Here is a 14,174-nt window from a genome sequence, read left to right as displayed (position 1 = left end):
CGGCCCGGCGGACGCACGCGACGCGGAAGGGGCCGGCCCGGGAGACTTCCCGGACCGGCCCCTTCTTCATGTCGCGTTCTTCATGTCACCGCACATGTCACCGCGCATGTCACCGCACCGCTCGGTGTCAGTGGTCGTACTCGTCCAGCGGCGGGCAGGAGCACACCAGGTTGCGGTCGCCGAAGGCACCGTCGATGCGGCGCACCGGCGGCCAGTACTTCTCGGCGGCCGTGACCCCGCCCGGGAAGACGGCCTCGTCGCGGGTGTACGCGTGGTTCCAGTCGCCGCCCAGCGCCGCCGCGGTGTGCGGGGAGTTGGCCAGCGGGTTGTCGTCCGCCGGCCACTCGCCGCCCGCGACCCGCTCGATCTCGCCGCGGATGGCGATCATCGCGTCGCAGAAGCGGTCGATCTCGGCGAGGTCCTCGGACTCCGTCGGCTCGATCATCAGCGTGCCGGCGACCGGGAAGGACATCGTCGGGGCGTGGAAGCCGTAGTCGATCAGACGCTTGGCGATGTCGTCCACGCTCACGCCCGTGGACTTCGACAGCGGGCGCAGGTCGATGATGCACTCGTGCGCGACCAGGTTGCCCGGGCCGGTGTAGAGCACCGGGTAGTGCGGCTCCAGGCGCTTGGCGATGTAGTTGGCGCCGAGCACCGCCACCTGGGTGGCGCGCTTGAGGCCTTCGCCGCCCATCAGGCGCACGTACGACCAGGAGATCGGCAGGATGCCCGCCGAGCCCCACGGGGCGGCCGAGATCGGGCCGACGCCCGTCTCCGGGCCCGCGGTCGGCTGGAGCGGGTGGTTCGGCAGGTACGGGGCCAGGTGCGCCCGGACACCGACCGGGCCGACGCCCGGGCCGCCGCCGCCGTGCGGGATGCAGAAGGTCTTGTGCAGGTTCAGGTGCGAGACGTCGCCGCCGAAGTGGCCCGGCTTGGCGAGGCCCACCAGGGCGTTCAGGTTGGCGCCGTCGACGTAGACCTGGCCGCCGGCCTCGTGGACCTGGGCGCAGATGTCGGCGACGTGCTCCTCGAACACACCGTGCGTGGACGGGTACGTGATCATCAGCACGGCGAGCTCGTCGCGGTACTGCTCGATCTTGGCGCGCAGGTCGGCCGCGTCCACCTCGCCGTCGTCGGCGGTCTTGACGACGACGACCTTCATGCCGGCCATCACGGCGCTGGCGGCGTTGGTGCCGTGCGCGGAGGACGGGATGAGGCAGATGGTGCGCTGCTCGTCGCCGTTCGCGCGGTGGTAGGCGCGGACGGCCAGCAGGCCGGCGAGCTCACCCTGGGAGCCGGCGTTGGGCTGGATGGACACCTTGTCGTAGCCGGTGACCTCGCAGAGACGTTCCTCCAGCTCGGTGATGAGCGTGAGGTAACCCTCGGCCTGCTCCACCGGGGCGAAGGGGTGCAGCTGGCCGAATTCGGGCCAGGTGACCGGCTCCATCTCGGTGGTCGCGTTGAGCTTCATGGTGCAGGAGCCCAGCGGGATCATGCCGCGGTCCAGCGCGTAGTCCTTGTCCGAGAGCTTGCGCAGGTAGCGCAGCATCGCGGTCTCGGAGCGGTGCTGGTGGAAGACCGGGTGCGTCAGGTAGTCGTCCGTGCGCAGCAGGCCCTCGGGCAGGGTGTCCGCCGCGGTCGCGTCGAGCGCCTCGATCTCGGCGGTGACGCCGAATGCGGCCCAGACGGCCTCGACGTCGGCGCGCAGGGTGGTCTCGTCGCAGGCGACGGAGACGTGGTCGGCGTCGACCAGGTACAGGTTGACGCCGCCCTCGCGGGCGGCGGCGACGACCTCGGCCGCGCGGCCCGGAACGCGGGCGGTGACCGTGTCGAAGTACGAGCCGTGCACGATCTCGACCCCGCCGGCCGTCAGGCCCGCGGCGAGCAGGGCGGCGTAGCGGTGGGTCCGGCGGGCGATCGTCCGCAGACCGTCCGGGCCGTGGTAGACGGCGTACATGGCGGCCATCACGGCGAGCAGCACCTGGGCGGTACAGATGTTGCTGGTGGCCTTCTCGCGGCGGATGTGCTGCTCGCGGGTCTGCAGCGCCAGGCGGTACGCCTTGTTGCCGTCCGCGTCCACGGAGACGCCGACCAGGCGGCCGGGCAGCGAACGCGCGTGCTTGTCCTGGACGGCCATGTAACCGGCGTGCGGTCCGCCGAAGCCCATCGGGACGCCGAAGCGCTGGGTGGTGCCGACGGCGATGTCCGCGCCGAGCGCGCCCGGGGAGGTCAGCAGGGTCAGCGCGAGCAGGTCGGCGGAGACGGCGACGATGGCGCCGAGCTCGTGCGCCTGGTCGATGACCGGCTTGATGTCCCGCACGGCACCGGAGGCGCCCGGGTACTGGACGAGGACGCCGTAGACGCCGCGCTCGGCGATCTCGGCCGGGATGCCGGCGGACAGGTCGGCGACGACGACCTCGATGCCGATCGGCTCGGCTCGGGTCTCGATGACGGCGATGGTCTGCGGCAGCGCGTCGGCGTCCACGAGGAAGATGTTCCCCTTGGCCTTGCCCACGCGGCGGGCCAGCGTCATGGCCTCGGCGGCCGCGGTGCCCTCGTCGAGCAGCGAGGCGCCCGAGGTCGGCAGCCCCGTGAGGTCGGCGACGACCGTCTGGAAGTTCAGGAGGGCTTCGAGGCGGCCCTGGGAGATCTCCGGCTGGTACGGGGTGTACGCCGTGTACCAGGCCGGGTTCTCCATGACGTTGCGGAGGATGACCGGCGGGGTGAAGGTCCCGTAGTAGCCGAGACCGATCATGGAGGAGAGGACCTGGTTGCGGTCGGCGAGCGAGCGCAGCTCGGCGAGCACCTCGGCCTCGGTCAGCGCCTCGGGCAGGTCGAGCGCCTCGGCGGTCTTGATCACATCCGGGACCGCGGCGGCGGTCAGTTCGTCCAGGGAGCCGTAGCCCACATGGGCGAGCATCTTCGCCTGCGCCTCGGCATCCGGGCCGATGTGGCGCTGTTCGAAGGGGATGCCTCGCTCCAGCTGGGAGAGCGGAATGCGGTTGGCGGTCATGTTGGGAGGCCTCCTGGTCGTATGACCTGCGAGGGGCACCACGGCGCGGGCACCCGGACGGCCTCCCCCTCTGTCATCTGCACCTGAGAGTTTCACCGGAGTCAGGGGGGTCGCCCTTGCGCTCCGGCTTTCACCGTCGGTGAGGAGAGGGACCGGCACTGCGCGCCCGGTACCCGCTCCTGCTTTCCAGAGTGGCCTCGTCCGTGCGGTACGTATGCCTGAGAGATTCCGGGGAGGATTTGCTCCTTCGGCGCCTCCGTCTCGTTCACTCGGAGGACTCTCCCGCACAGGGTCGACAGCCATCACCCAGCCTACCAGCGAGGTTCTGGGCCCTCCCCGAGTGGCCTCCGCTGCCGTTATGCACTTCTGTAGTCATTACGGAGGAGTTGCGACCATTTGGAGGGACCGTGCAGACCGACATCGATCCGCGCAGCCTGATCGGCCGCAAGGCGTTCGACCGCAATGGCACCAAGATCGGCACGATCGACGAGGTCTACCTCGACGATGCCACCGGCGTCCCGGAATGGGCGGCCGTCCGTACGGGCCTGTTCAGCCGGGACGCCTTCGTCCCGCTGGAGCCGAGCGAGATGGTGGGCGACACCCTGCGCGTGCCCTTCGAACGCTCCCTCATCAGGGACGCCCCCGACTTCGGCGTCGGCCGCCACCTCTCCCCCGAACAGGAGCTGCAGCTCTACCACCACTACGGCCTGGACACGACCCTGCCCACGGAGTTCTCACGCGATTTCGGCCGCCTGGCGGGCGACGAGGGCTGAGCCCCGGGCGCACGGGCCGGGGGCGGGCCGCAGCCACCGTCGGACTTCCGGATCATGCCGGTGCGGCCGCGGCTCCCGGCTCCCCGTCCCCCACCAGCGGCAGCGGATCGGACGGCTCCAGCTCGGGGTCGTCCACCCGGAAGGTCCGCACCCGGCCGGGCTCCGACGATCCGGGCTGCTCGAACCGTACGGTCACCCGCCCGACCCCGCTGCCCTGCACCCACCCGGGCCCGTAGAGCGCGTGCCGTACGTCGCTCCCGGCCGGCCAGCGCCGCTCCGGAGCCGGCTCCGGCTCCCCGGGCGGCTGGGCGGCCGCCTGAGCCCAGGAGGCCTCCACAGCCGCCGCTGCGGTTCCGGGCTCGCCGTTCCCGCCCGCTCCGGCCGCCGGGCCCGCCCCTGCCGCCTCGCTCGCCCCGTCCGCCTCGTCCTCCCCATCCGGCTCAGCGGCGCGCGACTGCGCGAACAGGTCCTCCTGCGTGTAGTCCGCCAGCCCCGTCACCCCGACCCCCAGCAGGCGCACCCCGCCCGTGGTGTCCACGCCCTCCAGCAGCCGCGCCGCGGCCTCCCGCACCACCGCGGGATCGTCCGTGGGCCCGCGCAGCGTCTCGGACCGCGTCAGCGTGGAGAAGTCGTAGCGCCGCACCTTCAGCACGATCGTCCGCCCCGAGTGCCCCGACCCCCGCAGCCGCTGCACGCACCGGTCGGCGAGCCGCTGCACCTCGTTCCTGATCCGTACGCGGTCGTGCAGGTCCACGTCGAAGGTGTCCTCGACCGACACCGACTTCGCGTCCCGCTCCGCGACCACCGGCCGGTCGTCCAGCCCCAGCGCCATCCGGTACAGGCCGACGCCGTGCGCGCGCCCGAGCATCCGGACCAGCTCGTCCTCCCCCGCCTCGGCCAGCTCCCCGACCGTGGTGATCCCGGCACGGCGCAGGTGCTCGCCCGTGGCCGGCCCCACCCCGGGCAGGGTCCGTACCGACATCGGCGCGAGCAGCTCGCGCTCGGTCCCCGGCTCGATCAGCAGCAGCCCGGCCGGCTTGGCCTCCTCGGACGCCACCTTGGCCAGCATCTTCGACCCGGCCAGCCCCACCGACCCGCTGAGCCCCGTGGCGGCCCTGATGTCGGCCCGCAGCCGCTCCCCCGTCGTCCGGGCGGTCCGCGAGTCGAAGGCCACGCCGCCCGCCTCCAGATCCACGAAGGCCTCGTCCAGGCTGAGTGGCTCCACGAGCGGCGACAGCTCCCGCAGCAGGGCCATCACCACGTCGCTGACCTGCCGGTAGAGGCTGAAGCGCGGGATCAGGTACGCGCCGTTCGGGCAGAGCCGCCGCGCCTGCCCCATCGGCATCGCCGAGTGCACGCCGAAGCGCCTGGCCTCGTACGAAGCCGTGGCGACGACCCCGCGCGGCCCGAGCCCGCCGACGATGACGGCCTTGCCCCGCAGGCTCGGCTTCGACGCCTGCTCGACGGAGGCGTAGAAGGCGTCCATGTCCAGGTGCAGGATGGTCGGCGCGGCTCTCACGGCACCGATGCTGCCCTACGGCACTGACATTTCCCCGGCCCGGATCAGACGGCGCGGTTGCGGCGGGCGGCCAGCTCGTCCGTCGGGTTGTGCCCGACCATGGTCTCGCCGGTGTCCACGCGCTCCCCGTGCAGCTGCGACAGCGCGCTCTCGACATCGCGCCACACCACGCCCACGGCGATGCCGAAGACGCCCTGCCCGCCCTGGAGCAGGCTCACGACCTGGTCCGGGGAGGTGCACTCGTACACGGTGGCGCCGTCGCTCATCAGCGTCATCCGCTCCAGGTCCGAGAACCCGCGGTCACGCAGGTGCTGGACCGTCGTGCGGATGTTCTGCAGCGCCACCCCGGTGTCCAGGAAGCGCTTGACGATCTTGAGGACCACCACGTCGCGGAAGCTGTAGAGCCGCTGCGTGCCCGACCCGTACGCGGGCCGCACGCTGGGCTCCACCAGCCCGGTCCGCGCCCAGTAGTCCAGCTGCCGGTACGTGATGCCGGCCGCCGCACACGCCGTCGGCCCGCGGTAGCCGATCTGCTCGGGCGCCGGTTCACCGCCCACCGGTCCGACCGGCGTCGACTCCGGCTGACGGCGCGCGGACCCGACCGCGCCGCCGTGCAGCGGGTACGGCCCAGCATCACTCCGTACGGGGGTGCCCCCGGTCGTACCGTCGCCCGTGATCCTCACGCCGACCCTCCGTCCTTGACCTGCCACCTTGAAGGTAGGCAGTCACCAGGGGTGCGTCAACGATCGCCACACTCGGCACGCCGAGTGATAATCACCCTGAGAGTGGTTTCCCGTATCCCGTTATGGGGAAAGGCTAATCGAATGGGCTGAAAGTCCCCCGCGGATCGCGGGGGCGACGCGGCCCGCGCCTCACTGCGGGCCGGTGCCGAAGTCCTCGGGCGAGATCTGGTCGAGGAACTCGCGGAACTTCTCCACCTCGTCCTCCTGCTCGTCCGGAATGGCGATTCCGGCGTCGTCCAGCACGCCGTCACTGCCGTAGATCGGCGTCCCCGTCCGCAGGGCCAGCGCTATGGCATCGGAAGGCCTCGCGCTCACCTCGACCCCGCTGGCGAAGACGAGCTCCGCGTAGAAGACGCCCTCCCGCAGATCCGTGATCCGGACCTCGGTGAGTTCCTCACCGATCGCCTCCAGCACGTCCTTGAACAGGTCGTGCGTCAGCGGTCGGGCAGGAGCCATCCCCTGCTGTGCGAAGGCAATGGCGGTCGCCTCCCCCGGACCGATCCAGATGGGGAGGTACCGGTCGCCTCCCACTTCACGCAGGAGCACGATCGGTTGGTTGGAGGGCATTTCCACCCGGACACCCACAACGTCGAGCTCGTTCACACAGCAACCCTAGGACCTGCCCGGCAGGTTTGGGTAGTCGGGGCTCCACGCCGACCAGCGCGGTCACCGCAAACGGACCCCCAGAGCGGTCTGCACGAGGGCCTCGTGCAGCCGTACTGAGAGCCCCGCCAGCTCCTTCAACGTGGCCTCCGCATGCGTTCTGGTCTGCGGATTGCGGTGCCGGCGCAGCGGTGCCACGACCTGCTCCACCAGGCCCGCCTCACGGTCGGCCGCAGCCTTCATCGCCCGCAGGTGCCGCGGCTCCAGCCCGAAACGCCCCAGATCGGCCACGAGCCGGGCCACCGTGACCGCCTCGGCGTCGAAACCACCGCCCGGGGCCTCCGCCAGCAGCCCGTACGACTCCCACTCGACCAGCTGGACCTCGTCCACCTCGGCGGCGGCGATCAGCTCAGCCCGGCCCACCCGGGCCACGGTGGGACGCTCCCGCCCGACCTCGCCGTACACGGCCGCCGGGCTGGTGGGGTCGTCGGAGTCCCCGTGCGCCGTGGGCGCCGGGATGCGGATCTGCTCACCGCGGGCGAGCGCGTCGAGCTGCTCGCGGATGACCTTCAGCGGCAGGTAGTGGTCGCGCTGTAGACGCAGGATGCGGGCCAGGCGCTCCACGTCGTCGGTGCTGAACTTGCGGTATCCCGAAGGGGTGCGCCGCGGCTCGACGAGCCCCTCCGCCTCCAGGAAACGGATCTTCGAGATGGTGACTTCGGGGAACTCGTCACGCAGCGTGGTGAGCACCGTGCCGATGCTCACCAGCCGCCCGGCCGAGCCGGCGGCGCCGTTTCCGGCACCCCCTGTCGGGTTGCGCAGCATGGGACCTTCCCTGGGAAGCCCCCGGACCGGGTCCGGGGGTGGGGGTCCCCCCGGACGGAGTCCGGAAGGGGTCAGATGCCCCGCAGGCTCGCGTAGAAGACCAGCCGGTACTTGCCGATCTGCACCTCGTCGCCGTTGTGCAGGGCGACGGAGTCGATCGGTTCCCGGTTCACGTACGTGCCGTTGAGGCTGCCCACGTCGGAGACGGTGAAGCCGCCGTCCGGACCCCGGCGGAAGTCGACATGGCGCCGGGAGACGGTGACGTCGTCCAGGAAGATGTCGCTCTGCGGGTGCCGGCCCGCGGTGGTCAGCTCGCCGTCCAGCAGGAAGCGGCTACCGGAGTTGGGACCGCGCCGCACGATGAGCAGGGCGGAACCGGGCGGCAGCGCTTCCACCGCGGCCTGGGCCTCGGGGGACAGCGAGGACGACACGTGCGTTTGTCCCGACACCTCGGCCTCGTAGGCCTCCAGGCCCGAGATCGAGATGGTGGACGTGGTCTCCGAAGCTCGCTCCGGCGTCAGACCCGGCCGCAGCGGCGCCCCGCAGTTGGAGCAGAACCGACTGGCCGCATCGCTGCGGTGTCCGCACCTGCTGCAAATCTGCTCGGCCGACATGGACGGCTCCTCGCGCCGCGGCTGCCCCGCGGAGGCGTTGGTGGCGTACGGGTCGGGGGCGAACCCTCCACCCGCAGTTGAGGTTGATGGTTCACCGAAACCTATGCCTCCGGTACCGGCAGGGTCAACGGCCGACGCGCCGTGGCCACCCTGAACATCACCCGCGCCGGCGACCTCGTCGCGGAAGAGCGGCCGGTCGCCCTGCCCTTCCACGTCGCCGTGACCGGCACGGTGCCGTGCCGAACCGCTGTCCTCGCGGTTCTTCTTGCCGAACAACTTCTCAAACAACTTCACGGGCGATTCCCCTTGACCGAAACAGACCCGCCCGTGGGGCAGGACGAACTCCGAATGCAGACACCTGCCGACCCGGACATTCTCACAACGTCCGTAACCACCAGACAGTTTCCACCACGCACCGCGACTTCGGTGCGTCGACCCCCCGCAGGCATCCGCCCGCGTGAGCCGCTCCACCCTTCACTCCGGTTCCTCACGATGACGACCGAGCGTAGTCAGGCTGCTTCGCAGCCCGCAAGGCATCCACAACGATCTTCGCCGACCGTGTGACGGCAACGGTCGCCTGCTCCTTCTCCAGCGTCTGGACGACACCACCGGGAATGTTGAGCGCCGGCTCCAGATCCTGGGGCTTGCCGATCACCTTGAACTCGTAGGGCTGTGTGATCTTCTTACCGTCGATCGCGACCCCGCCGTTCTCGTCCGAGAAGTACGAGCCGGCCACGATGCGCACACCGTTGATCTGGATCGCCTCGGCCCCGGCCGCCCGCAGCTCCTGGAGCGTGTCCAGCAGCTGGTCGGACTGCACCTGGCCCGTCGGATCGGTGATCTTCAGCGTGATGCCCGGCCCCTGCGCTGCCACGGTACCGGCCAGGATGCCGAGTTGACGCTCCTTCTCCACGGTCTGCCTGCGGGCCTCCTCGGCCTGGTTGGAGCTGCTCTCCAGCTCCTTGCGCTGATCCTCCAGCGCCTGCTTCTCCTCCTCCAGGCGCTTGGTCCGCCCGTCGAGCTCGTCGAGGATCCGTACGAGGTCCTCCTGACGGGCCCCGCGCAGCGCGCTGGATTCGCTGTTGGACCGCACCTGGATGGCCAGACCCAGCCCCAGGACGAACAGCAGCAGCGCGACGATCAGTTGCGCCCGGCTCACCCGCGGCGGCCACAGCCCGGCCGCGAGCCGCTGCCGCCCGGTCTCCTCGGGCTGCGCGGCCGGCGCGGACTGCTGCACCGGCGGCGCGGGCTCGTCCTTCTTCGGCACGTCCTGCGGCGGCACGTCCCGCGGCGGCTGTCCGGCGGGCCCCGACGCCGACCCCGACCCCGACCCCGACTCCGACTCCTCGGGACTGTCGTTCGTACTCATCGGCCTCACGCCCGGAAGACGTGCCGACGGATGGCCGCGGCGTTGGAGAAGATGCGGATGCCGAAGACCACGACCACACCCGTCGACAGCTGCGAGCCGACGCCGAGCTTGTCACCGAGGAAGACGATCAGCGCCGCCACCACCACGTTCGACAGGAACGACACCACGAAGACCTTGTCGACGAAGATCCCGTCCAGCATCGCGCGCAGACCGCCGAACACCGCGTCCAGCGCCGCCACCACGGCGATCGGCAGATAAGGCTCCACCACGGCCGGTACTTCGGGCCGGACCAGAAGTCCGACCACCACTCCGGCCAAGAGGCCCAGTACCGCGATCACGATGCACCCTTCTGCTGCTCTACCGGTGTAGCTGTACGTACGGTCAGGCTCGACGCGGCCGGCAGCCGCACCTCGTCCGCGGCGGACAGGCTGTAGCGGATCCCGTAGCTCTCCTGCAGCACGTGCAGGTACTGGCCGTCGGCCGAGTCCTGGAAGGCCGTGCCGAGCCGCTTCTTGTCCCCCACCGCCAGCACCTCGTACGGGGGCACCAACGGCCTGTTGTCGACCAGTATCGCGTCACCCGCGGCCCTGATCGCCGACAGCTCCGTCAGCCGCTGCCCGTTGATGGAGACGGCCTCCGCCCCGGACTGCCACAGCCCGTTGACGATCTTCTGCATATCTCGGTCGCGGAGCCGGCCGGTGTCCGAGAAACCGGAGCTCTCGCGCGGTTTCCCGCCGCCGCCGGAGGAAGCGCCCTTCGCATCGTCCACGACCAGCTTGATCCCGGGGCCGCGCACCTCCGTGGCACCGGCCAGCAGCGCCACGAGCTCGCCCTGGCCGCCGCCGGGCTGCTTCAGCGCCGCACGCTGGCGGGCCGCGACATCGGTCCTCAGGCGGTCGATGTCACGCTCCAGGCCGTCCGCGCGCTCGTCGGCCCGCTCCACCCGGTCGATCAGCTCGTGCCGCTCCTTGGCCAGCACCGGCGCCGCTATCCGCGCCTCGGCCGCACCGAGCGTGACGACCATGGCGGTGATCACGAGCCCGGCGGCGAGCCCCAGTTTGGCCTTGAGGGTGCGGGGCAGGCCCGCCGTTCCGTCCGCCTCGCGCCGGGCCGTGGCCTCCGCGTAGCCCTCGTCGAGACCGTGGTCCATCACGTGCGTCAGCAGCGACATGGAAGCGTCCGGGCGCGGAGGCACAGGAGACGCCGAAGTCCGGTTGTGGGGCGGCTGCGACATGCCGCACATCGTCGCATGTCGGCGCCGCACACACCCAATGCGTCCATCCGGTGGGCCGGGGCGGGACTCCCGCACCCGGCCCACCGGACCGCTGTCCTACGCCGTCACCAAGCGGCGACGCTCAGTGCCCGGCCCCGTCCACCACGGCCGCCCACTCGTCGAGCAGGGCCTGCGCGGACGCGTCGTCGGGACCCTCGGCCCACAGATGGGTGACCGCCTCCGCCGGGTCCGGCAGAACCAGCGCCCACCGTCCGTCGGTCTCGACCACCCGCACCCCGTCGGTGGTGTCCACCTGCCGCTCTCCGGCCGCCTCCACGACCCGCCGCATGACGAGCCCCTTCACCGCCCACGGCGTCGGAACATCACGCTTGAGCACGTGGGCCCGCGGGATCCGGGCATCGATCTGGCTCAGCGTGAGCTGGGTGCGCGCCACCAGCCCGAGCAGCTGTACGAAGGCCGCCGAACCGTCGAAGACACTGCTGAACTCCGGAACGATGAACCCGCCCCGGCCGTCCCCGCCGAAGATGGTGTTCTCCGCCCGGCCCACGCGGGTCAGATCGTCGGGCGAGGTCGTCGTCCACTCCACCTGCGTGCCGTGGTAGGCCGCCACCTGCTCGGCGACCCGTGTCGTGGTCACCGGCAGCGCGACCTTGCCGCTGCGCTTCTCCGCGGCCACCAGGTCGAGCATCACCAGCAGGGCACGGTCGTCCTCGATGATCCGCCCGCGCTCGTCGACCAGGGAGATCCGCTCGCCCACCGGGTCGAACCGCACCCCGAAGGCCGCCCGCGCCGAGGCCACGATCTCCCCGAGCCGCACCAGCCCGGCCCGCCGGGACTCGGTGGTCTCCGTCGGCCTGGACTCGTCGAGCCCGGGATTGATCGTCAGGGCGTCCACGCCGAGCCGTCCGAGCAGGCTCGGCAGGACGAGCCCGGCGCTGCCGTTGGAGGCGTCCACGACCACCTTGAGCCCGGCGTCGCCGATCCCGGTGGTGTCCACCCTGCGCAGCAGCGAGCCCGTGTACGCGTCGAAGACGCTGCCCGGGAACTGCAGGTCGCCGATCTCACCGGGGAACGCCCGCCGGTACTCCTGGCGCGCGTACACGCGGTCCAGCTTGCGCTGCTGCTGGAGCGAGAGGTCCGCTCCGCGCTCGTCCAGGAACATGATGTCCACCGAGTCCGGGACGCCCGGCGAGGTCCGCAGCACGATCCCGCCGGCGGTACCGCGCGCGGTCTGCTGCCGCGCCACCGGCAGCGGTACGTTCTCCAGGTCCCGTACGTTGATGGCGCTGGCCTGCAGCGCCGAGATCACGGCCCGCTTGAGCGCTCTCGCGCCTCGGGAGTGGTCTCGGGCCGTGGTGACCGTCGCCCCCTTCTTCAGGGTCGTCGCATAGGCGCCGGCGAGCCGGACCACCAGCTCCGGGGTGATCTCGACGTTCAGGATCCCGGAGACTCCCCGCGCGCCGAACAGGTGCGCCTGTCCGCGGGACTCCCAGATGACCGACGTGTTGACGAAGGCACCGGCCTCGATCGTCTTGAAGGGGTAGACGCGTACGTTCCCCTGGACGATCGATTCCTCACCGACGAGGCACTCGTCACCGATGACGGCCCCGTCCTCGATCCGCGCGGAACGCATGATGTCGGTGTTCTTGCCGATGACACAGCCGCGGAGATTGCTGTGGGGCCCGATGTACACGTTGTCGTGGATGACGGCCCGGTGCAGGAAGGCCCCGCTCTTGACGACGACGTTCGACCCGATGACGGTGTGCTCGCGGATCTCCACGCCGGCTTCGATCTTGGCGTAGTCCCCGATGTACAGCGGCCCGCGCAGCACCGCGTCCGGGCTCACCTCGGCTCCTTCGGCGATCCACACCCCGGGGGAGATCTCGAAGCCGTCCATCTCGATGTCGACTTTGCCCTCGAGCACGTCGGCCTGCGCCTTGACGTAGCTCTCGTGGGTGCCCACGTCCTCCCAGTAGCCCTCGGCCACATAGCCGTAGATCGGCTTGCCTTCCTTCATCAGCTGCGGGAAGACATCGCCGGACCAGTCGACGGAGACGTCCGGGTCCACGTAATCGAAGACCTCGGGCTCCATCACGTAGATACCGGTGTTCACGGTGTCGGAGAACACCTGGCCCCAGGTCGGCTTCTCGAGGAAGCGCTCGACCTTGCCCTCCTCGTCCACGATCGTGATGCCGAATTCCAGCGGGTTCGGCACCCGGGTGAGGCACACCGTGACGAGTGCGCCCTTCTCCTTGTGGAAGCGGATCAGATCGGTGAGGTCGAAGTCGGTGAGCGCATCGCCGGAAATGACGACGAAGGCATCATCCTTCAAGGCCTCCTCGGCATTCTTCACGCTGCCGGCGGTGCCGAGTGGCTTCTCCTCGTTGGCATAGGTGAGCTCCATTCCGAGCTCTTCGCCATCCCCGAAGTAGTTCTTGACGAGCGACGCCAGGAACTGCACGGTGACCACGGTCTCGCTGAGCCCATGGCGCTTGAGCAGCCTGAGCACGTGCTCCATGATCGGCCGGTTGGCCACCGGCAGGAGCGGCTTGGGCATGCTCGAGGTCATGGGACGAAGACGCGTACCTTCGCCACCGGCCATCACGACGGCCTTCATGTCGGAAGAATCCTCCTTGAGAGATGACAGTCGTGCCGACTCTCACCCGTCTCGGTCGGTGACTCCGCAACTCCTCCGCGTCATCCGGCGCCGGTCGGGCTCAATCGGCCGTGGCGTCAGCCTTCACGAGACGGCGGACTTGAACCACGTAAAGGATTCCTGCCCACCAATAGAGGGTTGTACCCCACCCCGCGAACGCCCATCCGAAAACTGACCCCAACCAGGCCAACCAACCCGTGCCGTCACTGAGGAGCAGCAAGGGAAACGCGTACATCAGGTTGAAGGTCGCCGCCTTGCCGAGGAAGTTGACCTGCGGCGGCGGATAGCCGTGACGGCGCAGGATCCACACCATGACCAGCAACATCAGCTCACGCAAGAGCAGCGCTCCGGTGAGCCACAGCGGCAGCAGCTCGCGATAGGTCAGACCGAAGAGCGTCGACAGGATGTAGAGGCGGTCCGCGGCCGGATCCAGCAGCCGGCCGAGCTTGCTGATCTGATTCCAGCGCCGCGCGAGCTTCCCGTCGAGGTAGTCACTGACCCCGCTGAGCATGAGGACGGCCAAGGCCCATCCGTCGTGCTCGCTGAGGATCAGCCACAGGAACAAGGGCACGCCGGCGAGACGAGCCATGCTCAGGATGTTCGGAATGGTGAAAATTCGGTCCGTCTGAACCCGAGTCTCCTGGACCTCCACCCGGGGGCCTCCACTGTGACTGTAGAAAACGGTCGTTCGATGCACCCTGACCCTACAGGAGACCGCACACGTGTCCTGAACGCAGAAAAGCCCCGCACCGGGCCCGAAGGCTTGGTGCGGGGCTTCCCCACAATGATTGTTCGGCGGCGTCCTACTCTCCCACAGGGTCCCCC

At 70.2% G+C, this 14,174-nt stretch carries 12 protein-coding genes and 1 riboswitch; of the genes, 1 reads left to right on the top strand and 11 read right to left on the bottom strand.

The features are described from left to right. Nucleotides 1–127: 127 nt before the first annotated feature. Nucleotides 128–3,013 (bottom strand): aminomethyl-transferring glycine dehydrogenase, encoded by a 2,886-nt coding sequence (gene gcvP / locus ACFYZ4_RS39420; RefSeq protein WP_390786280.1) that lies wholly within the window; start codon nt 3,011–3,013, stop codon nt 128–130. A 196-nt stretch (nt 3,014–3,209) separates the two neighbouring features. Further along, nucleotides 3,210–3,308, bottom strand: a riboswitch (glycine riboswitch). A gap of 112 nt (nt 3,309–3,420) precedes the next feature. Here gcvP and ACFYZ4_RS39415 point away from each other — a divergent pair. Beyond that, nucleotides 3,421–3,786: a PRC-barrel domain-containing protein gene (locus ACFYZ4_RS39415; protein ID WP_351299903.1), complete on the top strand. Its 366-nt coding sequence runs from the start codon at nt 3,421–3,423 to the stop codon at nt 3,784–3,786. Nucleotides 3,787–3,838: 52 nt separating this feature from the next. Here the strand turns inward: ACFYZ4_RS39415 and ACFYZ4_RS39410 are convergent, their stop codons facing one another. The 10 genes from ACFYZ4_RS39410 to ACFYZ4_RS39365 all read right to left on the bottom strand — a co-directional run bounded on the left by ACFYZ4_RS39410 (nt 3,839) and on the right by ACFYZ4_RS39365 (nt 14,001). Then, complete coding sequence (locus ACFYZ4_RS39410; RefSeq protein WP_351299900.1) at nt 3,839–5,305, bottom strand: DNA polymerase IV; 1,467 nt, start codon at nt 5,303–5,305, stop codon at nt 3,839–3,841. Nucleotides 5,306–5,349: 44 nt separating this feature from the next. After that, nucleotides 5,350–5,988: a MerR family transcriptional regulator gene (locus ACFYZ4_RS39405; RefSeq protein WP_351299897.1), complete on the bottom strand. Its 639-nt coding sequence runs from the start codon at nt 5,986–5,988 to the stop codon at nt 5,350–5,352. Between the two features lie 189 nt (nt 5,989–6,177). Beyond that, nucleotides 6,178–6,651, bottom strand: coding sequence for a bifunctional nuclease family protein (locus tag ACFYZ4_RS39400; protein ID WP_030009777.1), 474 nt, complete (start codon nt 6,649–6,651; stop codon nt 6,178–6,180). A gap of 63 nt (nt 6,652–6,714) precedes the next feature. Then, nucleotides 6,715–7,476 carry a MerR family transcriptional regulator gene (locus tag ACFYZ4_RS39395; protein WP_390786279.1) on the bottom strand — a complete coding sequence of 254 codons (762 nt, stop codon included), beginning with the start codon at nt 7,474–7,476 and terminating at the stop codon, nt 6,715–6,717. Nucleotides 7,477–7,547: 71 nt separating this feature from the next. Further along, complete coding sequence (locus ACFYZ4_RS39390; RefSeq protein ID WP_234323816.1) at nt 7,548–8,492, bottom strand: FHA domain-containing protein; 945 nt, start codon at nt 8,490–8,492, stop codon at nt 7,548–7,550. 85 nt (nt 8,493–8,577) lie between these two features. Further along, nucleotides 8,578–9,459 (bottom strand): DUF881 domain-containing protein, encoded by an 882-nt coding sequence (locus ACFYZ4_RS39385; RefSeq protein WP_390786278.1) that lies wholly within the window; start codon nt 9,457–9,459, stop codon nt 8,578–8,580. Nucleotides 9,460–9,464: 5 nt separating this feature from the next. Next, nucleotides 9,465–9,797 (bottom strand): small basic family protein, encoded by a 333-nt coding sequence (locus ACFYZ4_RS39380; RefSeq protein ID WP_030722407.1) that lies wholly within the window; start codon nt 9,795–9,797, stop codon nt 9,465–9,467. Then, entirely contained in the window at nt 9,794–10,702 is a 909-nt protein-coding gene (locus ACFYZ4_RS39375; protein ID WP_351596496.1) for a DUF881 domain-containing protein, read from the bottom strand. Before ACFYZ4_RS39375 ends, ACFYZ4_RS39380 begins: the two co-directional genes overlap by 4 nt. A 112-nt stretch (nt 10,703–10,814) precedes the next feature. Further along, nucleotides 10,815–13,310, bottom strand: a complete 2,496-nt coding sequence (locus ACFYZ4_RS39370) for a mannose-1-phosphate guanyltransferase (RefSeq protein ID WP_030722413.1) — start codon at nt 13,308–13,310, stop codon at nt 10,815–10,817. 100 nt (nt 13,311–13,410) lie between these two features. Next, on the bottom strand, nt 13,411–14,001 hold the full coding sequence (locus ACFYZ4_RS39365) for a CDP-alcohol phosphatidyltransferase family protein (protein ID WP_351299885.1): 591 nt from the start codon (nt 13,999–14,001) through the stop codon (nt 13,411–13,413). Nucleotides 14,002–14,174: the final 173 nt, after the last annotated feature.

The sequence above is a fragment of the Streptomyces sp. NPDC001513 genome, from assembly GCF_042894695.1.
GTDB lineage: Bacteria > Actinomycetota > Actinomycetes > Streptomycetales > Streptomycetaceae > Streptomyces.
This window is presented reverse-complemented; position numbering and strand designations above follow the sequence as displayed.